At 71.8% G+C, this 20611-nt stretch carries 18 protein-coding genes and 3 pseudogenes; 7 read left to right on the plus strand and 14 right to left on the minus strand.

What is annotated here, in order from left to right; all coding sequences use genetic code 11:
- Window positions 1-48: 48 nt before the first annotated feature.
- The 5 genes from ACFSL4_RS33070 to ACFSL4_RS33090 all read right to left on the minus strand — a co-directional run bounded on the left by ACFSL4_RS33070 (window position 49) and on the right by ACFSL4_RS33090 (window position 4284).
- Complete coding sequence (locus ACFSL4_RS33070) at window positions 49-717, minus strand: hypothetical protein (RefSeq protein ID WP_381091210.1); 669 nt, start codon at window positions 715-717, stop codon at window positions 49-51.
- 202 nt (window positions 718-919) lie between these two features.
- A complete protein-coding gene (locus ACFSL4_RS33075) occupies window positions 920-2029 on the minus strand; it encodes a C40 family peptidase (protein ID WP_381091211.1) in 1110 nt (369 codons plus the stop codon).
- Between the two features lie 115 nt (window positions 2030-2144).
- Window positions 2145-2459, minus strand: a complete 315-nt coding sequence (locus ACFSL4_RS33080; protein WP_381091213.1) for a hypothetical protein — start codon at window positions 2457-2459, stop codon at window positions 2145-2147.
- 50 nt (window positions 2460-2509) lie between these two features.
- Window positions 2510-3235, minus strand: coding sequence for a TetR/AcrR family transcriptional regulator (locus tag ACFSL4_RS33085; protein ID WP_381091215.1), 726 nt, complete (start codon window positions 3233-3235; stop codon window positions 2510-2512).
- Between the two features lie 119 nt (window positions 3236-3354).
- Complete coding sequence (locus ACFSL4_RS33090; RefSeq protein ID WP_381091216.1) at window positions 3355-4284, minus strand: AurF N-oxygenase family protein; 930 nt, start codon at window positions 4282-4284, stop codon at window positions 3355-3357.
- A gap of 131 nt (window positions 4285-4415) precedes the next feature.
- Here ACFSL4_RS33090 and ACFSL4_RS33095 point away from each other — a divergent pair, with 131 nt between their 5' ends.
- On the plus strand, window positions 4416-5522 hold the full coding sequence (locus ACFSL4_RS33095; RefSeq protein ID WP_381091218.1) for a ferritin-like domain-containing protein: 1107 nt from the start codon (window positions 4416-4418) through the stop codon (window positions 5520-5522).
- Between the two features lie 107 nt (window positions 5523-5629).
- Window positions 5630-6268: a Uma2 family endonuclease gene (locus ACFSL4_RS33100; RefSeq protein WP_381091220.1), complete on the plus strand. Its 639-nt coding sequence runs from the start codon at window positions 5630-5632 to the stop codon at window positions 6266-6268.
- On the opposite strand, the pseudogene ACFSL4_RS33105 reads toward ACFSL4_RS33100, so the two are convergent.
- The 4 genes and pseudogenes from ACFSL4_RS33105 to ACFSL4_RS33120 all read right to left on the minus strand — a co-directional run bounded on the left by ACFSL4_RS33105 (window position 6213) and on the right by ACFSL4_RS33120 (window position 10289).
- Window positions 6213-6736: pseudogene (locus ACFSL4_RS33105) on the minus strand (DUF3291 domain-containing protein). The gene ACFSL4_RS33100 and the pseudogene ACFSL4_RS33105 overlap by 56 nt on opposite strands.
- 61 nt (window positions 6737-6797) lie before the next feature.
- Window positions 6798-8273 (minus strand): penicillin-binding transpeptidase domain-containing protein, encoded by a 1476-nt coding sequence (locus ACFSL4_RS33110; protein WP_381091221.1) that lies wholly within the window; start codon window positions 8271-8273, stop codon window positions 6798-6800.
- A complete protein-coding gene (locus ACFSL4_RS33115) occupies window positions 8270-9637 on the minus strand; it encodes an FtsW/RodA/SpoVE family cell cycle protein (RefSeq protein WP_381091223.1) in 1368 nt (455 codons plus the stop codon). Before ACFSL4_RS33115 ends, ACFSL4_RS33110 begins: the two co-directional genes overlap by 4 nt.
- 145 nt (window positions 9638-9782) lie before the next feature.
- A complete protein-coding gene (locus ACFSL4_RS33120) occupies window positions 9783-10289 on the minus strand; it encodes a protein-tyrosine phosphatase family protein (RefSeq protein ID WP_381091225.1) in 507 nt (168 codons plus the stop codon).
- Between the two features lie 96 nt (window positions 10290-10385).
- Here ACFSL4_RS33120 and ACFSL4_RS33125 point away from each other — a divergent pair, with 96 nt between their 5' ends.
- Window positions 10386-11189 (plus strand): nuclease-related domain-containing protein, encoded by an 804-nt coding sequence (locus ACFSL4_RS33125; protein WP_381091227.1) that lies wholly within the window; start codon window positions 10386-10388, stop codon window positions 11187-11189.
- 66 nt (window positions 11190-11255) lie between these two features.
- Here the strand turns inward: ACFSL4_RS33125 and ligD are convergent, their stop codons facing one another.
- Window positions 11256-12137 (minus strand): non-homologous end-joining DNA ligase, encoded by an 882-nt coding sequence (ligD, locus tag ACFSL4_RS33130; protein WP_381091229.1) that lies wholly within the window; start codon window positions 12135-12137, stop codon window positions 11256-11258.
- A 72-nt stretch (window positions 12138-12209) separates the two neighbouring features.
- Here ligD and ACFSL4_RS33135 point away from each other — a divergent pair.
- Window positions 12210-12335, plus strand: a pseudogene (locus tag ACFSL4_RS33135) (non-homologous end joining protein Ku); the annotation flags it as partial.
- Window positions 12336-12349: 14 nt separating this feature from the next.
- Here ACFSL4_RS33135 and ACFSL4_RS33140 read toward each other — a convergent pair.
- From ACFSL4_RS33140 to ACFSL4_RS33155, 4 genes and pseudogenes are all read right to left on the minus strand, one after another.
- A pseudogene (locus tag ACFSL4_RS33140) lies at window positions 12350-13000 on the minus strand (MFS transporter); the annotation flags it as partial.
- Between the two features lie 58 nt (window positions 13001-13058).
- A complete protein-coding gene (gene ku, locus ACFSL4_RS33145) occupies window positions 13059-14105 on the minus strand; it encodes a non-homologous end joining protein Ku (protein WP_381091231.1) in 1047 nt (348 codons plus the stop codon).
- Between the two features lie 334 nt (window positions 14106-14439).
- Window positions 14440-14688, minus strand: a complete 249-nt coding sequence (locus ACFSL4_RS33150) for a hypothetical protein (RefSeq protein ID WP_381091233.1) — start codon at window positions 14686-14688, stop codon at window positions 14440-14442.
- 155 nt (window positions 14689-14843) lie between these two features.
- On the minus strand, window positions 14844-16604 hold the full coding sequence (locus ACFSL4_RS33155; protein WP_381091235.1) for a beta-ketoacyl-[acyl-carrier-protein] synthase family protein: 1761 nt from the start codon (window positions 16602-16604) through the stop codon (window positions 14844-14846).
- Window positions 16605-17208: 604 nt separating this feature from the next.
- On the opposite strand from ACFSL4_RS33155, the gene grpE reads away from it, so the two are divergent.
- From grpE to ACFSL4_RS33170, 3 genes are all read left to right on the plus strand, one after another.
- Window positions 17209-17598, plus strand: a complete 390-nt coding sequence (gene grpE / locus ACFSL4_RS33160; protein ID WP_381091236.1) for a nucleotide exchange factor GrpE — start codon at window positions 17209-17211, stop codon at window positions 17596-17598.
- A gap of 89 nt (window positions 17599-17687) precedes the next feature.
- Window positions 17688-19286, plus strand: a complete 1599-nt coding sequence (locus ACFSL4_RS33165) for an Hsp70 family protein (protein ID WP_381091238.1) — start codon at window positions 17688-17690, stop codon at window positions 19284-19286.
- A gap of 755 nt (window positions 19287-20041) precedes the next feature.
- Window positions 20042-20605, plus strand: a complete 564-nt coding sequence (locus tag ACFSL4_RS33170; RefSeq protein WP_381091240.1) for a hypothetical protein — start codon at window positions 20042-20044, stop codon at window positions 20603-20605.
- The last annotated feature ends 6 nt before the right edge of the window (window positions 20606-20611 follow it).

Genomic DNA, 20611 nt, shown 5'->3' on the forward strand with positions numbered 1-20611 from the left:
GGCCCGATTCCGGCGGGCCGGGGTTTCCGGATACTCCGGGCGGCACGGTCACCAGTCGTCCTGGTCGATCACCCGGAAGCTTCCCACGACGCCGTCGTCGCCGAAGACGCCCTTGTGGACGGTACGGGTCACGACGCCGTAGCCCGTGCCGTGGGGGCCGACCGTGGCGACGGGAGCGCCGTTGTCGCAGGTGAAGCCGCGGAAGATCTCGATGACCATACGGCTGTCGTTGAAGACGCTGAAGCTGCTGGAGCCCAGGCCGCTGGCCGCGGTGACGCAGCCGTCCGTGTGGGCGGAGTAGGTCCGGTCGTTGAAGTAGATCCTTCCCCAGTCCTCGTGGCCGTGGCCGCCGCCGTATCCGCGGCCGCCGTCACGCCCGCCGTCACGGCCGTCTCCGTCGCGGCCCTCCCGGTTGCGGCCCCCCTGGCCGCCGTTCTCCTGGCCGTGGCCCTGCTGCGGGCTGCTTGCCTGGCTGTGGCCCTGCTGGCTGTGGCCCTGCTGACGGTGGTCGTCCCGTTGCCCGTGTGCGGTGCCGTCACCGAGGGGTGGGGAGGTGGAGGCCGGTCGCTGTGCCGACGGCTGGACCGACGCGGTCGACCGGTGGCCGGACGTGGCGCTCTCGCTGGAATCGGCGATCGAGGCGTAGGTGATGCCGGTGGTGGCAAGGGCCGCGGCGCCCACTACGGCGGCGGCCACAACGAAGGTACGCGTGGGCATGTCACTTCTCTCGGTCTTGAAGACGTCGGCTGGACAGCCGACCTTCGACGAACGTACTGAAGGCCACTTTTACTGTCATATCGGGTATGGCCGAGGAGTGATACGGCAGGGCCGGTCGGGTGCACTCGCGCGCGTGTCGCATGACGGGGGCATCTGATGCGGACTCAATCCGCCTCGTCCGCCGCGCCTTCGGGTGGCGGGCTCACAGCGGGAGCCGCGGCGGGACGTAGTGCCGCAGGGGCTCCCCGCCGGGGTCCGGACGTACCGCTCCGAGTACGGGGTACGACGCGATCGGGGACACCTTGATCGTGGTTCCCGGCCGCGGCGCCTGGACGACCATGCCGTCCCCGAGGTACAGGGCGACGTGCGTGGCCTCGGGGAAGTAGACCACCAGGTCCCCGGGCCTCAGGTCCTTCAGCGGCACGTGCCGCAGCCGGGCCCACTGCTCCTGGCTGGTCCGCGGGACGGCCAGCCCCGCGTGCTTCCAGGCCCGCGAGGTCAGTCCCGAGCAGTCGTACGACCTCGGTCCCTCGGCGCCCCACTTGTACGGCTTGCCGATCTGCCCGACGGCGTACCGCAGCGCCCTGCGGCCCGCCTCCGTGGGTGCCCGCTCCCCGCTGAGCGCGCCGGAGGCCAGAAATCTCCGCTGTGCCGCCGCGGCCCCGCCGCGCTCGAAGTCGGCCAGCTCGGCGAGCCGTCCGGCGCTGAGCGAGGCGATCAGCTTCTCGATGTCCTTCAGCTGCCTGCGGACGGTGTCCTGCTCCGTCTTCTGCCGCCTGGCGAGGGCGAGCTGCCTGTCGAGGGCCGCGCGCGCCGTGCGGGCCAGCTCGCCGGCCTGCTTCTCGGCGCCCGCCAGGCGGCGCAGGGTCCCGGCCCGTCCCCGCGCCAACTGCCCGATCACATGCCCCTCGTCGAGCGCGTGCTGCGGATCGCGGGAGAGCAGCAGGCGGACGTACCGGGAGATCTCCGTGCTGGTGCGGTACTGCTGCCGGGCGAGCCGGCCGATCTCGCCGCGGCTGCTGTGCACGGCGAGCCGGGCCCGGGTGAGCTGCCCGTCGAGCCGCGCGACCTCGGCCCGCTGCTTCTTCAGTTTCTCTGTGGTGGCGTTGTACGCCTCGGTGGCCCGCTCGGCCCGCCGGTACCTCTGCTGGAGGTCCGTCAGAAGCTTGGAGACCGAGCGGGTCTCCGGTCGCCGGCCGGAGTCGGAGCCGGTGCCCGGACCCGCGGCGGCCGTCGCGGGTCCGGGGGCGAGCAGGGCCGCCGCGGCGGTCACCGCCGCCGTGCAGGCCTGGCGGAGCAGCCGTCCTGACATGACATCACCTCCGGTGCGCGGGGTGGGGGGTCCACCTCGCACCGGCAGGATCCGTCGTGTGCGTCCCGGGCGCCCGCGGCGTGGTCGGTTCGGCCCAGGGAGGTCACTCGGGAGGTCACTCGTCGGAGGCTTCCGCGGCGCCGCCCGGCGTGGCGCCTGGCTTCCGGCGCGGGTTCGGCCACCGCAGACGGGGGCGCCGGCCGCCGTCGCCCTCGGGGTCGAACTCGTACCTCCAGCCCGGGTGGAGACGGAGGGTGCTGCCCCGGCCCGCCTCGACACGCCGGTAGACGAGCACGGTCGGCGGGCCGCCGGCCGGGTCCGGGACCGGGACGCGGTACGTCTTCGGCGGATGGCCGGTCGGGCCGAGCAGGACCGGAAGGACGCGCCCGTCCAGCGGACCGCCTACGAAGGGGGTGTCTTGGCTCTTCACGGCACCAGTCTCCTCCGCGCGGGGGGAGGGGTCCCCGGCGCGTCGCCGGGTCACAGCAGATGGCCGGCGCCGCCCACCACGGGCAGTACGCCCCGCACCAGCGCACCGGCCGGTCCCTCCGCGCTCTCCAGGGCCAGGGCGTCCCGCACCACGGCGGCGGTCTGGGCGTCGCGCCCCGCCGTGGCCACCAGGCAGGCGACGAACTGCTCCACCAGCCAGTCCCGCAACTCGCCGACCGGCGGCTGTTTGTCCTCGTCGAGCCAGATGAGGGAGGCGGCCTCCACGGCCGTGATCCACATGCGTACGGTCATCCGCAGCCGCGCCCCGGGCTCCTCGGCGCCGAGGTGGCCGAGGATGTGCTCGGCGGCGGCCCGCCGGACCCCGTCCACGATGGCGGTGGTGCGGGACGTCTCGGCCACGCTGCCGCCCTGCAGCAGGGCGCTGAAGCCGGCGTCGTGCTGGTCGACGAAGGCGAGGTAGCGGTCGAGGGCCCGGCTCAGCCGGGGCAGGAGGGGACCGTCCCGCGGCTCGTCGAAGCACTTCTGCAGCTCCTCCGCCGCGGATCTCAGGGCGGCTTCGTACAGCTGCTGCTTGCCGCCCGGGAAGTAGCGGTACACGAGCGGGCGCGAGACGCCGGCGGCCTCGGCCACGTCGTCCAGCGAGACCTCCTCGGGGGCGCGGTGCGCGAACAGGGACAGCGCGGCGCCGAGCAGCTGGCTGCGCCGCTCCTCGACGCTGAGCCGACGGTACGCGCGGGTGGGGGCCTCGGAGGTCATGTCCGCAGCGTAATCGCGCGGTCGCGGCGAGGGGGACCCGACAGGAGCCGCGACCGCCCCGCAAGCGCACGCGCGGCCCCTTTCCGGCCGTGCCGGTGCGGCGCCGGACGGGCCCGCCGTCAGGCCAGCAGGCCCGAGGACCTCCACAGGCGCCGCCCCACGCCCCGCAGCACCCCGATGTCGTCCAGGAAGTCCGTCAGCCGCTTCGCGCCCGTCTGCATGACCTCCCGGCGATGCCCGCTCGCCTTCACCTGGGCCATGGCCTCCTGCTTGTCCAGGCCCACGTTGGTGTAGACCTCGGGGTTGACGAAGGCGACCGAGAAGACGCGGGCGAACTCTCCGGACGAGACGCGCGTGAACTCCTGCGACCACCGCGGCGCCGTCAGCATCTGGCGGCGCAACTCCTCGCGCGCGTAGCGGACGTGGCGGGCCTCCTCGACCACGTGGATGCGCGTGATTCCGCGGATCAGCGGCTGCACCCGCTCGTCGGGGAAGGTCAGCCGCTGCATCCAGTCCAGGATCTCCTCGCCGAGGAGGGTGGCGGTGAAGGATCCCGGCGTCGTCGAGATCGTCTTGAAGAGGCGGCCGAGGTTCCGGTGCACCCGGCTGACCGGGTACCAGGGCGTCCCGCCGTGCGCGATCAGCCGGGCGAACATCTTGGAGTGCCGGCACTCGTCCTCGATCTCGGTGAGCGCGTACCGCACGTGCGCGCTCGTCGCCGGCTTGTCGTAGATGTGCCGGACCAGCAGCTGCATCAGGATGATCTCGAACCAGATGCCGAGCGAGGCGAGCGCCGCGGCCTCGTGCTGCGAGAGCAGGATCCGCTGCTCCTCGCTCATCCGCTTCCACAGCGGCGTGTCGTACAGCGACACCAGTTCCGGCGGCCAGAACCACTTGCCGTCCTCGTAGGGAGCGTCCCAGTCCAGTTCCCTGTCCGGGTCGAAGGAGTGCTTGGCGGAGGAGTCGAGCAGCCGCTCGGCCACCTGCTCCCGGTCCTTGAGCAGGCCGAGAGCGTCGCGCAGCACATCGGCTTCCGTCACCGTCGTCATCGCTGTCCCACCTCGTCGTACGGGCCGCTGTTACCCGCGGTCACGACTTATAAGACTGCTTGTCAGCAAGGACGTCAATCCCTTGTGCGTCACTTGTTGACGCCGCGTCTACCGCGTGTGAGCGTGGCCTTATGCCGACGTATGAGATGTACACCAACGACCCGGGAGACCGCCTCTGGCATGTGCCCGCGAGCGGTGATGCGCGGTTCAGCTGGGAGTACGACGACGGCCGCGACCGGCTGCTCGCCCTGTACCAGAAGGGCAAGGACAAGCAGTGGGACGGCCAGAAGCGGATCGACTGGGACCTGGAGGTCGATCCGCACGACCCGCTCGGCGCCCCCGATGAGGCGTTGGCGCTCCACGGGACGCCGTACTGGGCGAAGATGACCGACGACGACAAGGGCGAGCTGCGCAGGCACTTCACCTCCTGGCAGTTCAGCCAGTTCCTGCACGGCGAGCAGGGCGCGATGGTGTGCGCGGCGCGGATCGTGGAGTCGGTCCCCGATCTGGACGCGAAGTTCTACTCCGCGACACAGACGATGGACGAGGCCCGGCACGCGGAGATCTACGCCCGGTTCCTGCACGAGAAGATCGGGATGCTGTACCCGATCAACGACAACCTGCAGTCGCTGCTCGGCGACACCCTCCGCGACAGCCGCTGGGACATGCCCTACCTCGGTATGCAGGTGCTGATCGAGGGCCTGGCGCTGGCGGCCTTCGGACTGATCCGGGACACCACGGACAAGCCGCTGCCCAAGCAGATCCTGGCGTACGTCATGCAGGACGAGGCGCGGCACGTGGCGTTCGGCCGCATGGCCCTGCGCGACTACTACAGGCAGCTCACGGACGCGGAACTGCGCGAGCGCGAGGAGTTCGTCATCGAGGGCTGCTACCTGATGCGCGACCGCCTGCGCGGGGTGGAGGTGCTGGAGAACTTCGGCATCCCCAAGGCGGAGGCCGAGGAACTCAGCGAGAGGTCCGAGTTCCTCCATCTCTTCCGCCGGCTGCTCTTCAGCAGGATCGTCCCCTGCGTGAAGGACATCGGCCTGTGGGGCAAGCGCCTCCAGCGGGCGTACGTCGACATGGGCGTCTTCGAGCTGGGCGACTCGAATCTCGACCTGCTGATGGCCCAGGACGAGGAGATCGCCGAGAGGCTCGACGCGGAGCGCTTCGCCGCGGAGGAGGCGGAGCGGGTCGCGGAGGTGACCGAGGCGATCGAGGCGGGGGCGGAGGGCTGACGTGGTGGTCAACAGCGCGTTCGGTGATCACTCGAACAGCGGATGAATCGGCATTCTCCCCGGGTACGCTGGACGTGCCGGGCAGACTCCGCCGCATGGGAGTAATCATGAGCGCCGCACGTGAGTACGGGCTGGACGAGGACTACGAGTGGCCCCGCCCGCCGGTCGGCGGGTGGACGGCGGACGACCTGGACCGGCTCCCGAATCTTCCTCCGCATACGGAGCTGATCGACGGGAGTCTGGTTTTCGTGAGTCCGCAGACCTCGTTCCACATGCGCACGATTCGACTGCTGGACATCGCTCTGCTCGACCAGGCGCCGGACGGGTTCGACGTCTACCGCGAGTTCACCGTCACGCTCGACCGCCACAACCGTCCGGAGCCCGACGTGCTGGTGGTCCGTGCCGGGGCTGACACCGGGCCCAGGGACACGCGGCTCCTCCCCGAGGACGTCATCCTCGCCGTCGAGGTCGTGTCGGAGGACTCCGTGCAGCGTGACCGGGAGGCGAAGCCCCACAAGTACGCGGCCGCGGGCATCCCGCACTTCTGGAGGGTCGAGGAGAACAACGCCCTTCCCGTTGTCTATGCCTACGAACTCGATCCCTCGGCCAAGGCGTATGTGCCCACCGGTATCCACCACGACAAGCTCAGCCTGACCGTCCCGTTCCCCCTCGACATCGACCTCACCGCGATCAACCGCCGGCCATCGGTGGCGCCTCCCCCGGAGGGAACGACGTCCGCAACGTGAACGCGTACTCCGTGGGCCCGTGGGCGCGCAGATGCAGCAGCCGCTGCTCGGCCTCCGCCACCGTCGGGCGGTGGCCGGCGGGTACCCACCACAGGGGTGTGACCGCCTCCTGAAGGTGCTCGAACCTCCCCCACTGCCTCAAGGGCGTGGGGGGACCCCCACGCGTCGGCGCGCCAGCACCTCCCGGTGCCGCCCCCGGTACATGAACGCCGTCAGGGCGTTCGCGTCCCGCCACGTCGACATGTTGACGATCAGCCACTCGTCGCCGAAGAACGGTACGTCCGTCGCGTTCCCGGAATCGCTCTGCAGACGCCAGACGAAACCGTCCGACACGTCGGCCACCGCGTTCACGGGGTCGAGCGCCTCCACGAAGTCCTTCAACTGCGGGGAGTCCAGAGGGGCCTTGAGGCGGGCGATGTTGACCTGGGCGAGTTCGTACGCGACTGAGAGCCGGGTGGGTTCCGTCATGACCGAACGGTAGGTCGGCGGCCCGCCAGGGCGACAGACCCTGTCTCAGCAGGCGGACCCGTCACCGTCCCCTGCGCGGATGCGAGGTCAGCACCGCCTCCATCACCGCCTTCGCGATCGGCGCCGCGTTCCCGCCCCCGCTGATCTCACTGCGCTCGGCCGCCGCGTCCTCCACCACCACCGCCACCGCCACCGCCGGTTCCAGCGCGCCGTCCGCCTGCGCCCAGGAGATGAACCATGCGTAGGGCTTGCCGGAATTGCGGACACCGTGCTGCGCCGTGCCCGTCTTGCCGCCCACGGTGGCGCCGGGGATCGCCGCGTTCCCGCCCGTCCCCTCCTCCACCGCGTCCGTCATCATCTCCCGCAGCTGCTCCGCCGTCGCCGGGGTCATCGCCCGGTGCAGGGTGCGCGGAGCGGTCCTCGTGACCGTCTTCCCGCTCCTCGTCGTCGTTCGCTCCACCAGGTACGGCGCCCGGACCCAGCCCCCGCCCGCCACCGCCGCCGCGACCATCGCCATCTGCAGCGGCGTCGCCCGGGTGTCGAACTGCCCGATGGAGGACATCGCCAGCTGCGCCCGGTCCAGCTTCCGGTCGAAGGTGCTCGGGGCCACCGCGAACGGGATGCCCAGCCTGCGGTCGTTGAAGCCGAAGTCCGCCGCGGTTGCCAGCATGTTCCGCAGCCCCACCTTGACGCCGAGCCCCGCGAACACCGTGTTGCACGACCATGCGAAGGCGTACCGCAGGGAGGCGTCCGCGCAGCCCTCCGACTCGTTCGTCAGCCGGGTCGTCGTGCCGGGCAGCCGGTAGGGGTCCGGGGACCGCGTCGGCGCGTCGAGGTCCGTGACCACCCCCGCCTCCAGCGCCGCCGCGGCCGTGACCACCTTGAACGTCGACCCGGGCGGATAGGTCTGCCGGACCGCGCGGTTGAGCATCGGCTGCGCCGCGTCGCCGTTCAGCCGCGCCCAGGCGCGGGCCGCCGCCTCCCCCGACCCCGACAGCTCCCCGGGGTCGTACGTCGGTGTCGAGACCAGCGCCAGGACCCGCCCGGTGGACGGTTCGACCGCGGCGACCGCGCCCGTGCGCCCGGCCAGTTGCCGGTACGCAGCCCGCTGCGCCGCCCCGTTGAGGGTGGTGACGACCGTGCCACCCGGGTTGCGGGCCCGGACGATGTCGTTCCACAGGGGGAGCGGGGCGAGCAGCGGGTCGGTACCCGACAGCAGCGCGTCCTGCGCGTCCTCCAGCTGCGTCGTCCCGTACAGCTGCGAGGCGAAGCCGGTGACCGCCGCGTACAGCCGGCCGTCCCCGTACGTGCGCTCGTAGCGGAACATCCCGTCCGTGCTCCGGGAGCCGGTCACCGGACGGCCGTCGACCACGATGTCGCCGCGCGGCTGGGCGTACCGGGCGATCAGCTGCCGTCGGTTGGCGGGGTTGCCGTCGTAGCGCGAGGACTCGACGATCTGCACCCGGGTCGCGTTCACCAGCAGGGCCATCAGAAGCACCCCGCACAGGGCGGCCGCCCGGCGGATGTACCGGCTCACGGCGCCGGCGTCCCGTCGTACTGGCTGCGCGCCGAGTCGCTGATCCGGATCAGCAGCGCCACGATGATCCAGTTGGTGACGACCGAGGAGCCGCCCTGCGCCAGGAAGGGCATCGCCATGCCGGTGAGCGGGATCAGGCCCATGACCCCGCCCGCGATCACGAAGACCTGGAGGGCGACGATCGACGCGAGGCCGATCGCGAGCAGGCGCCCGAACGGGTCGCGCAGCGCCAGGCCCGCTCGGTAGCCGCGCTCCACCAGCAGGGCGTAGACCAGGAACAGCGCGGTCAGGCCCGCCAGCCCCAGCTCCTCACCCGCCGTCGCCAGGATGAAGTCCGACTTGACGGCGAAGCCGATCAGGATCGAGTGGCCGAGGCCGAGTCCCGTGCCGGACACCCCGCCGGCCCCGAACGCGAAGAGTGACTGGGCCAGTTGGCCGGCGCCCTGGCCCGCCTCGATCGACGCGAAGGGGTGCAGCCAGTCGTTCACCCGGGCGTGCACATGCGGCTCCAGCCGGCCGACCGGGAACGCGCCGAGGACCGTGAGCAGCAGACCGACGGCGATCCAGCCGGTGCGCCCCGTGGCCACGTACAGCAGCACCACGAACAGGCCGAAGAACAGCAGCGAGGTCCCGAGGTCGCGCTCCAGGACCAGCACCCCGACGCTCAGCAGCCAGACCGCCACCACCGGGCCGAGGACGCGCCCGGTGGGCAGTTGCAGCCGCCACACGCGTCGGCCGGTGAACGCCAGCGCGTTGCGGTTGGCGGCCAGGTACCCGGCGAAGAAGACCGCGAGCAGCACCTTCGCGAACTCGCCCGGCTGGATGGAGAACCCGGCGATCCGCAGCCAGATCCGGGCGCCGTTCACCGCCGGGAAGAAGATCGGCAGGGTGAGCAGAACCAGTGCGGCGGCCACGCAGACGTAGGTGTAGCGCTGGAGCACGCGGTGATGGCGCAGCAGCGCCACGACCGCGATGAACAGCGCCACGCCCACCGTCGACCAGTACAGCTGGGCGGGTGCCGCGCGGTCGCCCGGGGTCTCCAGGTCTAGGCGGTAGATCAGCACCAGACCCACGCCGTTGAGCAGCACGGCGATGGGCAGCAGCAGCGGATCGGCGTACGGGGCCCGCAGCCGCACCGCGGTGTGCGCGAGCAGCGCCAGCACGCCGAGCCCGGCGCCGTAGCGGGCGGCGCCGGGCGGCAGGGCGCCGTGCCGGGCCAGGCCGACGGCGCAGTAGCCGTACACGGAGACCAGGACGGCGAGTGCGATGAGGGCGGCCTCCGTACCGCGGCGCCGGGGCAGGCGCACGGCGGGAACGGGGGTGTCCGCCGTGGGCGTCGTTCCGGTCGTTCCGGGCTGGATCATGTGCGGAACGTAGCAAACGGGCGACCTCTATGTCCCGCTATGTCGGTCAATCAGCCCGTTCCGGTACACCTCGGCCCGCACCCCACCCCACCCCACCCCACCGCACCCGCGCCCCGCGGGCGTGTCCTCGCCGGGCGCCGGCCGGTCACTCCGCGAGTTCCTCCAGGAGCCGGGCGGTGCCCAGTCCGGCCCGCAGGTACTCCAGGAACAGTTCGTTGTGCAGCGCCCAGGGCCCGCGGCGGGAGCGGATCAGCCCGATCGCCTCGTCGGCGGTGTGACCGGCCCGGACCAGTGCGTGCGCGACGACCAGCCCGGAGCGGTTGTAGCCGTGGTAGCAGCGGACCAGGACCCGGCGGCCCTCCTCCATGGCGTCGTCGGCGGCCTGCGCGAGCCGCATCACGCCCGCGATCTGCGTCCCGTCGAGGGGTCCGTCCGGGATCGGCCACACATGGTGCTCGATTCCCTCGTCCGGGCCGTGCCCCGGCAGCCGCAGCAGGGTCAGTACAAGGTCGAACTCATGGTGTACGACGGCGAACTCCCGCTCTCCGGAGCGCCCCCTGAACTCGTGCCCGCCCATCCACAGGCCGGGGACGATCTCGCTCCACGGGCTGTCCGGAGCGGGAACATCGGGTTGCTTTCTGCGGGTCCGCAACGGCGCCTCCCACCGACTCCCAACTGCTCACAAAGGTAGCCGGGTCCTTGCCCCTGGAGCACCCCGCCTGTTCCCATGGTCCAGGGGTGATGGCGCATGAGCCCACTGCGCGTCATACCGGCCTGGCGGCAGGGCCGGGAACGGCTGTACGTGTGCGGCGTCGACGGCGGGCGCGTCGCCTGGTACGACCGGGAGGCGGGCCGGGTCAACCTGCTCAGCGACGACCGGCGGCAGGACGTGCTCGACGCGCTCGGCCCGTATCTGGCCGGCCCGGTGACGGTGGGACCGCCGCCCGTTCCCACATCCGCGGAACTGGCGCGGCTGACCCTCCACCCGGACGACGACCTGGCGCCGAACCGGCCCGGCGAGGCGCTGGTGATCGCCCTGGACCGCGATCCGGGGCCCGCGCACCGGCTGCGCCCGGACCCGCGGCGCCGCGCGCTCGCCGCCGAGCAGGCGGTCGGCGAGGCGCTGGACCGGATGGAGGGCGCGGGCTGGCACACCCTGCACTCGGTGCCGCTGCCGGGCGGCGACCGCATCCACCACCTGGTGATCGGCCCCGGCGGCCTCTTCGCCGTGCGCTCGCTTCCCGCCCGCAGACAGCGGGTCCTCGTCGCCGACCCGATGGTGACGGTGGGCAGGCACGAGCCGCTGCCGCTGCTGCGCCGGGTGCGGGCGGACGCGGACCGGGCGTCGTACGCCCTGACGGCGGAGGTCCGCCCGGTGCTGGCCCTGGCCGGGCCCGCTCGCCTGGAGATCACGGTCCCGCTCCGGGACGTCCGCGTCCTGAAGGACACGGACCTCTCCGGCCTCGCCCGTCAGGGGGGTGTGCTCAAGCCGGCGGTCGTGGAGGCGCTGCACACGACGGCACGGGACCGGCACACCTGGTCGAGGGTGTGACGGCCATGACCGCCTGAGCGGGCTCGGCGAAGTCCGGTGCGTTCGGCGGCGCCCCGAAGGCGGCGCTCATGGCAGCGGCGCGGACCGGGCGGGTTCGAGGAGCGGGGCCAGGAGGTCGCCGTGCGCCCTCAGGCGGGGGCCGATGTCCGGCGCGCAGAACACGAGATCGCCGGGGGACGCGCAGTCCGCCACCTCCTGCCAGGTCACCGGCGCGGAGACGGTCGGCGCGGCCCGGGCTCGCAGCGTGTAGGGCGCCGCGGTCGTCTTGCCGGCCGCGTTCTGGCTCCAGTCCACGAAGACCTTCCCGGGCCGCAGGCTGCGGGTCATGCGGTGGACGACGAGACGGGGCAGCGCCTTCTCCGCCGCCACGGCGAGCCGCCTGGCGTACTCGGTCGTCCGCCGCGACGGCGTCGGCTCCACCGCCGCGAGCAGATGCAGCCCCTTGGCGCCGGACGTCTTCGCGTACGCCTCGATCCCGTCCGCGGCGAGCCGCTTCCGCAGCCACCGGGCGACCTCGCAGCACTGGACGACGGTGGCCGGCGCCCCCGGGTCGAGGTCGAAGACCAGCCGGTCGGCCACGTCGGGCGTGCCGATGCGCCACTGGGGGGTGTGGAACTCGGTGACGAGGTTGGCCGCCCAGATGAGACTGGCCAGATCCTGGATCAGCACCATGCGGGCCGCGCCCTCGGAGCGCGGCACCTCGGCGGTGGTTACCCAGTCGGGCGTACCCGGCGGCACGTTCTTGGCGAAGAAGACCTGTCCGTCCGGGCCGTCCGGATAGCGCAGGAAGGACAGCGGCCGGTCGTGCAGATGGGGCAGCAGCACGTCCGCGGTCGTCGCGTAGTAGTGCAGCATCTCGCCCTTGGTGAAGCCGGTCGCGGGATGGAGAACCTTCTCCAGGTTGCTGAGCGCGAGCCGTCGCCCCTCCACCTCTGTGATCGGCGTCATACGATGAGAATCCCACGAGAATCACTAGGAATCGCCTGATTTCGGATATTCAGGGTGTAACGGTGGAGTCGCGTGCGATCCATCTGGAACGGCGCCATCTCGTTCGGCCTGGTGAGCATCCCCGTCAAGCCGATGAACACCACCGAGAGCCGCTCGATCTCCTTCCGCCAGGTCCATCTGGAGGACGGCGGTTCCCTGGGGGAATGCCATGCCGCTGCATTCGCACCGCCTTGTGAGGCGTCTTCCGTGCAATGCGGCTTCACGACGCCCCGCCCGCGCGTCCGGTCCATCTCGCGCCGTTCCGGTCGCAGACCAGCCAGGTTCGTGGTGAGGAAGTACGAGGTGCCGCAGGCGAGCAGCACCGGCACGAGTCCGACTGCGGTCACCGCCGCCCCTGCGAGCAGCCCGCCGAGAGGGATGCCGGCCCAGGCCGGCGAGTCGCCGAGGGCATTGACCCGGCCCGGCATCCGGCGTGGCACCCGCTCGACGAGGACGGCCTTCAGCACTGGGTTGACGAAGCCGGCACCGAACCCACTGACCGCGAAGACGGCCAGTACCACCCCCAACGGGACATCGAAGGCGAGGATCAGGAACCTCGGTGCCCCGGCCGGCAGGAACCCGGTGAGAACCACCGCCCGCCGCCGCAGCCGGTGGGCGGCCACCGCGGCGATCAGGCTCCCGCCGACCGCCGCGGCCCCCATCACACTGCCCATCAGGCCGATCGCGCTCGGCCCGTTGCCGGACTCCCTGGCCCAGACGGGTACGAGCACCGGGGTGATCGCCGCGTCCAGCAGATTGGTGATGCCGACCATGACGATGACGGTGAGCAGCAGCGGCTCGCCGCGCAGGAAGGTGAAGCCCTCGCAGCGGTGCCGTTCACGAGGTAGGGCACGATCACGGCTCACCGTCACTGTTCCCTTGTCAGGAGGCTCGTGCGGCGCGACGCCCCCTCTTGCCGGTGAGGGCTTTGAGCAGTTCCTCGCGGGTCATCGATGAACGCCCGGGGATCTCGGCGTCCGATGCGCGCTGGTAGAGCTCGGCCTTGCTCAGACCTTCCAGCTCCAAGGCCTTCGAGGACTTCGCCGCCTTTCCTGCCGTACGGCCCGCGCGGCTTTCGGCCGTTGCCTTCAACCGTGTCGGAGGACTCGTACTCCCGGCTCTCTGCGGCTTCTTCCCGCTTTCCTTCCTTGTCGTCTCGGCCTGCTCGACGCTGGCTCGCAACGCGTCCATGAGATCGATGACGTTGGTGGAGCGTGGCGGCGGCTCGCCCTTCTCCACCGTCTGACCGGTGCGCTTGGCCTCCACGAGCTGGAGCACCTTCTCCTGGTAGGTGTCGTGGTACTCCTCCGGATTCCAGTCGATGCTCAGCGCCTCGACCAACTGCACCGCCGTCTGCAGCTCCTTGTCGGCGACCTGCGTTTCTTCCGGGAGACTCCCGATCTCCCGATGAGGGTCGCGGACCTCGTCCGCCCAGTGCATGGTGTGCATGGCCAGGACGTCGCCCTCTGCCTTGACGGCGACCAGGTACTCGCGGTTGCGCATGACGACGGTGGCGATGCCGACCTTGTTCGCCTGAGCCAGTGCGCTGTGGAGGAGGGCGTAGACCTTGGCATACTCCTTGCCCTTGGGGGCCAGGTAGTAGGTCTTGTCGAAGAAGACCGGCTCGACCTGGTCCAGGTCTACGAACCCGGTGATCTCCATCGACTTGGACTGGCCAGGGGCGATCTCGTCCAGCTCGTCCGGCTCGACGACCACGTACTCGTCCCCCATGTCGAAGCCCTTGACGATCTCCTCCATGGGGACTTCCTCACCGGTGCGCTCGTTGACTCGCTTGTTGCGCACTCGGTCGGACGTTCCGCGTTGGAGCTGGTTGAAGCGGATCGTGTGGCTTTCCGTTGCCGTGAAGAGCTGCACCGGCAGGGCGACGAGCCCGAATGAGAGGGCACCGCTCCAGACCGCTCGGGCCATGGCCTTCCCACCTCCTGTTTTTCCATGGCACCTCCCCTGGCCGCTGATCGCATCCCGGCATGCACCACCTGGACGGTTCGGCTGAATACACGGTCAGCGGTGGGCCTGGTCGAGGGCTCGGGTCAGCTCCCGGTTGGCGGCACGCGCGGCCTGCAGTTCCTCTGCCGTGCCAGGTCGGACTGCCTCTCGGTGACCCGTCGACGGCCTTGCGCCGCCGCTCTTCGGTGACTAGTCGACGGCCTCGCGCCGCCGTTCTTCGGTGACTAATGGTGACGTCGGGTATTGGAACTGTCCGAATGCCTGGCCGTGGTAGCGCAGGATCAGGGCCGGCAGATCAGCGATGCTCGGGTGGTAGCCCTGTGTCAGCGAAGTCGGCGACGGCCTGCTGAAGCTGTGTGAGGAAGTCGATCAGGCTCGTGGCGATCAATTCGAAGTCGTCGAACCAGGACGCGGTAGTGGACTGATGGACTGCGCCACTCGGGTCGACGGCAAGGAGGTCGCCTCCGTCGTCGCTTCCGAACACGATGCCGACAACGTGATCTGCAACGTGCACGGAGCCGTACCCGGCGAGATCGTTGAGCACGTGGTCGGGTGAGTGGATGAAGTGTCGATCCCCTGCAGCCAGGGTCTCTACGCTACGAGGGGAAGGTCACAGGGGCGAAGAAGACGGGGGCGAAGAAGACGGCGGCCCGCAAGCACACGGCGTGAGCCCGCGGCCGCCGTTCCCGCCCCGGCCCGTCACGCCACCCGGCGCAGTGCCAGCACCGCGTTGTGGCCCCCGAACCCGAACGAGTTGCTCAGGGCCAGGTCGCCCACCGGGGTGAGCGGGCGGGGAGCGGTTCGGACCACGTCCAGGCCGATCTCCGGGTCCTCTTCCGTGCCGCCGATCGTCGGGGGGATCACCCCGCGGTGCAGGGTCAGCACGGTGGCCACCGCCTCCACGCCGCCCGCGGCTCCCTGCAGATGGCCCAGATGCCCCTTGAGCGCCGTCACGGGCACCCCGCCGCCCAGGACCGCCCGCACGGCGGCCGCCTCCGCGAGGTCCCCCTCGGCGGTGGCGGTGGCGTGGGCGTTGACGTGGACGACGTCCACGGCATGGGCGTCCGCGTCCTCCAGGGCGCGCCGCAGGGCCAGCGCGACCCCGTTGCCCGAGGGGTCGGGCGCCGCCATGTGGTGGGCGTCGGCGGACAGACCCCAGCCCGCGGCCTCGCAGTAGACGCGTGCCCCGCGGGCCCGCGCGTGCTCCTCCGCCTCCAGTACCAGGAACCCGGCGCCCTCGCCGTTCACGAAGCCGTCGCGGTCCCTGCTGAAGGGGCGGGACGGGGAGACCTCGCCGACGCCGTGGTTCGACAGGGCGCGCATCGAGGCGAACGCCGCCATGATCGCCGGGGTGACGACCGCTTCCGCGCCACCCGCCAGGGCCACGTCCACACGCCCGTACCGGATCCGGTCGATGGCCTGGCCGATGGCCTCCGTGCCCGACGCGCAGGCGCTGGTCACCGTGCGCGCCTCGCCCGTGATCCGCAGGTCGAGCGAGATCTGGGAGGCGGCCTGGGAGGGCACCGTCATGGGCGTCGTGAGGGGGGAGACGGCACGCGGGCCCTTGTCGCGCAGCGCCCGGTCGCCGCCGACCAGGACGGACGCGTCACCGAGGATCGCGCCCACCGAGACGCCGACGCGCTCCGGGGCGAGGCCGCTCCCGGTCGTTCCCGCCGCGTCGAAACCGGCGTCCTGCCAGGCCTCCCGCGCCGCGAGCACCCCGAACTGGGCCGCCCGGTTCATCCGGCGCGCCTGCGGCCGGGGCAGCAGCCCGACGGGATCCACGGGCACCGTGCCGGCCACCCGTACGGGCAGGTCGGCGAACTCCTCGCCCTCCAGCTCCCGTATCCCGCACCGGCCCTCGACGAGCCCCTGCCACAGCTCGGTCACGCCGACGCCCAGCGGGGTGATGGCCCCGAGCCCGGTGACCACGACCCGCCGCGGGGTAGCGACCCGGGCCGGCTGCTGCGGCCGCGGGTGGTGCCGGACCAGATGGTCCCGCCCCGCGGCCCGTTCGGCCAGCTCGCGCAACCCGGCGTCGGTCAGGGGCCGTTCCGCCGGGTTGTCCAGGTCGCGGTACCACCGGCCCCAGCGCCGGACGTACGTCTCCTCGACGGCGCGGGGGTCCACGGCGCGCAGGGACGTGACCCGGTCCCCGTCGCGGAGGTCGGCCGCGCCGAGGTCGCTCGATGTGGCGAGCGGCACAGCGGCCACGTCCATCCGGTGGCCGGCGACCGTCACCTGCTGGGAGCGGGCGAGGAATTCGTCATGGTCGCCGCCGCCCAGGGGCGGGCGCACGATCATCCGGATGGTTTCCGGGTTTTCCGGCACGGTGTGCATCACGACGTACCAGGTGTTCTCCGCGGCGTCCTGCTCCGACAGGGCGAGCAGATCTCCCGGAACGACCTCGGCGGCGGTGACGGTGTAGGGCTGGAGCGGGATGTCGGAGGAGTGGCGCATTGTTCTTCTACTGCTTTCTGCGGCTGATCGAGTCCATGGCAGGAGGCACAACGGCGGAAATTGAAGTGTGCCCGGTCGGTGATGTGACTCAGTTCGCAACCATGGAGCAGTAAAACTCAACTGCGCTCTTTCCAGGGCTAGTTAAGTGCACAGTGGGCCAACTCGTGTGCGGAACATCACGGGTTTGCAGGTGATGGATCAAGAATTCAAGCGCGACGGATCTTGGAAATGAGCCAACCTTGCCGAATTCTTACGAGGTAATTCCGCATTGATCGCGCCGGCGTGCTCCGTTCGGCGGTGGGTGGGTCGTGTGATACGCCTGGACGCCCCGCCAAATTTGGACATATAGCTCATATCGCCCGTCGTTCGCGCGGTCTGTCGAACCGCAGGCCGGCCTGCCGCGGCGCGCCGCCGCCGGGATCCGGCGAGCGGATCGCTCGCGCGAGTGATCGCCGAACACCCTGCTGACGCCCCGGCGCCTCTGGTCTACGGTGACCGGTGTGACGGAAAGTGCCGAACCCTGCACGCTCGCAAGCGAGTTCACCGCAGCGCTGGCGGGTCACAGCAGGAACTCGCCCAGCGCCGCGAGGAGATCGTCACGCGGATGTACGACGAGATAGAGCGGCTGCGCCGCGGTGAACTCGACACGGCGCTCGACCTCGTGCGCCACTCCCTGATCCGGCTGCACGACCAGATCCTGCGCCAGGCCGAGCACATCACCGAGCCGCTCGGCGTCGACGAGTTGCGCGCCCTGCTGACCGCCCTCGCCGACGAGGCGGCGGACGCGGTGGCCGGGACCGGTGTCGAACGGTATGTGCCGCGGCCCGGCGAGGCGTGCGACCGGGCGCTGCAGCGCCCGGTCGCACGCCTCGCCGCGGGGCCGGAGAAGGACCACACGGTGGCGCGGGTCGTCGCCGCCGGGTTCGTGCAGGGGGAGCGGGTGGTGCGGAAGGCCGACGTCGTGGTGTCCCGCTGGGAACCGGACCCAGCCTGACCGGCTCCCTTCCTCACGAGCAACACCAGGCGACAACACATCGAGCGGGGCGCACCCGGGCAGGTGCCGTCCAGACGGCGGGAGACCGTATGGCCGTGTACGGAATCGATCTCGGCACCACGTACTCGTGCGTCGCACGCATCGACGACGTGGGCAGGACCGACCGTGCTGCGCAATCTCGAAGGGCGGACACCACGCCGTCCGTCGTCTCCTTCGAGAGCGCCGACAGCGTGGTCGTGGGGCAGAGCGCGAAGGACGCCGCCGTCCTCGACCCCGAGAACGTGGTGCAGCTCATCAAGCGGGACATGGGCGATGTGGTCCCGCGCACGTTCCAGGGCACCAGCTACACACCCGAGGAGATCTCCGCCCGCATCCTGCGCAAGCTCGCCGACGACGCGCGGGTCAGCGGCGGCGCCGAGGTGCACGACGTGGTGATCACCGTGCCGGCCTACTTCGGGCTCGCCGAGCGGGACGCCACCCGCAAGGCCGGGGAGATCGCCGGCCTCCGCGTCCTCGACGTGGTCGCCGAACCCATCGCGGCCGCACTGGACTACGGCGAGGACGGCGAGGACGGCGAGGACGGTGAGGACGGTGAGGACGACGAGCGCGAGCGGGCGATCCTCGTCTACGACCTGGGCGGCGGCACCTTCGACACCACCGTCCTCACCCTGCGCGGACCCCGGCTGACCGTGCTGTGCACGGACGGCGCGAAGGAACTCGGCGGCAGCGACTTCGACGACCGCATCGTGACGCACCTGGTGGAGCGGTTCCGCGAGCGCTTCCCGGACGCCGGCGACCCCCTGTCCGACCCGCAGTCGGAGACCCAGCTGTGCAAGGACGCCGAGGACGCGAAGAAGGCGCTCTCCTTCCGCGGGCGCTACACCGTGCGCGTGATGCACCGGGGACTGGTCGAGCCGGTGGAGCTGACCCGCGGGAACCTCCGGGAACTGACCGGCGACCTGCTCGACCGCGCCGTCGACATCACCCGCCGCGCCGTCGAACTGGCCGCCGAACGCGGCGTGTCGCACTTCGACGAGGTCCTTCTGGTCGGCGGCGCCACCAAGATGCCCGCCGTGGCGGCCCCGCTGCGCGACCAGTTCGGCTTCGAGCCCCGGCTGCACAACCCCGACCTCGCGGTGGCCCGCGGCGCCGCCATCTACGCCCTGGACCGGGCCGCGTACATCGTCTCCACCGGTGAACTCCGCGCGGATCAGGCGCCGGTCGTGCCGGAGACGGGGATCGCCCACCGTTCGTACGGGATCACCACGGTCGCCTCGCGCGGCTACGGCATCAAGGTCACGGACACCGGGACGGGCCGGGAGTACGTCACCCACCTCGTACACGCCAACGACGTGCTGCCGGCCTCGGTGACCGACGACTTCGCCACGCTCCGCGTCCATCAGCGGTCCGTGCTGATCGAGGTGATGGAACAGGCGGGCGCGGTCGAGTCGGACGAGCTCGCACACAACACCGTCGTCGCCGGGGGCACCCTGAAGATCCCCCCGGGCAAACCGGCGGGCTGGCCCTTCCAGTGCGTCTTCACCCTCGACACCTCAGGACTGCTCACCGTCGTCGCCACCGAGAAGGAGACCGGCGAGCGGATCGAGATCACCGTACAGATCGGCGGGCTGTCCCCGCAGGACGTCGATGACGCACGTGTCGCGCTGAGCCGCCAGCGGTTCACCTGACGCGACGTCAAGAACCGGGAGCTGCCGACGAGGAGCGGGAAGGAGCGGGAAGCAGACCGTGGCGTTCGACGAGGCGCGCTACCGCCGCGAGGTGCTCGACGCCGGGTCGCGGAACCCGAGGGCCCGGCCTCGCCGCTCGTGGTGTGCGGGCCCGTCGTGCACCGGACGGAGGTCCCCGATGCGCGACTGCGCACCGGGGACCGTGAGATCACCGCCTCCTGGACGTGCCCGCCGCAGGCCCGCTCGGTCGAGGCCGTACGCGTCTCGCCGGGCGGCGAGGAGGTCCGGATCGCCGCCCGCCGCGACGGCTTCACCGACGGCGGCCTCGCCAACGACGCGACGTACCACTACCGCGTCCGCGTCCTCTACGGCACCGACGGCGGCGGACCGCCCGTGCGCACCCGCGGCGTCCGGCTGACCGTCACAGCGATCGCGCCGCCCGAACCGGTCACGGACCTGGAGATCCGGTCCGCGCCGGACGGCCTCCTGGCGTGCTTCGCGCCGCCGGGCGGCGAGGTGCGCCTGTACGGCCTCGACGGCCGGCCCCCCCTGGCCCTCCGGCACCCGGCTGGGCGCCCACGAGCTGCCCGGGCGGCCGCTCGCGGCCCGGCCCGCCCCGGAAGGACTGCGGTTCGCGCCGCCCGCCCGGCCGGCCGTCGTGCTCGCGGTCACCGTCGCCGGCGAGCACGCCGTCACCGGGGCGTACGCGGCCGCCGCCGTGTGCCCGCTCGGCACTCCGGCCCTGTCCCGGCACGGTGGCGCGGGGTGTCACCGTCGTCTTCGACTGGCCCGCGGACAGCGGCGACGAGGCCGAGGTCCGCTGGCGGATCCCCGGCGAGCCGGACGGGCAGCGGCGTACCGTCACCCGGGCCGCCTACCGGCACGAGGCGGGCGTACGGCTGCCGGTCGCGGACGGTGCCGCGGTGGAGGTCGAGGTGCGGCCGGTCACCCTGCTCGGCGGGCTGCGCGCCTACGGCCCGCCGAGCACGGCGGCGTTGCCCGCCCGCGCCGATGTCGCCTATCGGCTGGAGCGGCACGGCCTGCCGGGCCGTCGTGGGGGCACCGCCGTGTTCACCGCGTCCACCGCGGTGCGGGCGCGGCGGCTGCTGCTGGTGCGGTCTCACGGCCCTGTCTGGCCGCTGGAACCCGCTGACGGGGACGTCCTCGCGGAGGCCGCCGAGGCGCCGCTCGGCCCGGGCCGGGAGGTACGGCTGTCGGCGCGGCTGCCGCGCGGCCCGGGCGGCTGGCTGCGCTGCTTCGCCGTCGGGGAGGCGCTCGTGCTGCGCGACCCGCCGCACCGCACGCTCAAGGTCCCATAGGGCCCG

The organism is Streptomyces caeni, from assembly GCF_042678285.1.
Lineage (GTDB): Bacteria > Actinomycetota > Actinomycetes > Streptomycetales > Streptomycetaceae > Streptomyces > Streptomyces caeni.

Coding starts and splice junctions, on each gene's coding strand:
- ACFSL4_RS33070 (WP_381091210.1), bottom strand. CDS start 717: ATGCCCACGCGTACCTTCGTTGTGGCCGCCGCCGTAGTGGGCGCCGCG.
- ACFSL4_RS33075 (WP_381091211.1), bottom strand. CDS start 2,029: ATGTCAGGACGGCTGCTCCGCCAGGCCTGCACGGCGGCGGTGACCGCC.
- ACFSL4_RS33085 (WP_381091215.1), bottom strand. CDS start 3,235: ATGACCTCCGAGGCCCCCACCCGCGCGTACCGTCGGCTCAGCGTCGAG.
- ACFSL4_RS33090 (WP_381091216.1), bottom strand. CDS start 4,284: ATGACGACGGTGACGGAAGCCGATGTGCTGCGCGACGCTCTCGGCCTG.
- ACFSL4_RS33095 (WP_381091218.1), top strand. CDS start 4,416: ATGCCGACGTATGAGATGTACACCAACGACCCGGGAGACCGCCTCTGG.
- ACFSL4_RS33100 (WP_381091220.1), top strand. CDS start 5,630: ATGAGCGCCGCACGTGAGTACGGGCTGGACGAGGACTACGAGTGGCCC.
- ACFSL4_RS33115 (WP_381091223.1), bottom strand. CDS start 9,637: ATGATCCAGCCCGGAACGACCGGAACGACGCCCACGGCGGACACCCCC.
- ACFSL4_RS33125 (WP_381091227.1), top strand. CDS start 10,386: ATGAGCCCACTGCGCGTCATACCGGCCTGGCGGCAGGGCCGGGAACGG.
- ligD (WP_381091229.1), bottom strand. CDS start 12,137: ATGACGCCGATCACAGAGGTGGAGGGGCGACGGCTCGCGCTCAGCAAC.
- ku (WP_381091231.1), bottom strand. CDS start 14,105: ATGGCCCGAGCGGTCTGGAGCGGTGCCCTCTCATTCGGGCTCGTCGCC.
- ACFSL4_RS33155 (WP_381091235.1), bottom strand. CDS start 16,604: ATGCGCCACTCCTCCGACATCCCGCTCCAGCCCTACACCGTCACCGCC.
- grpE (WP_381091236.1), top strand. CDS start 17,209: ATGTACGACGAGATAGAGCGGCTGCGCCGCGGTGAACTCGACACGGCG.
- ACFSL4_RS33165 (WP_381091238.1), top strand. CDS start 17,688: ATGGCCGTGTACGGAATCGATCTCGGCACCACGTACTCGTGCGTCGCA.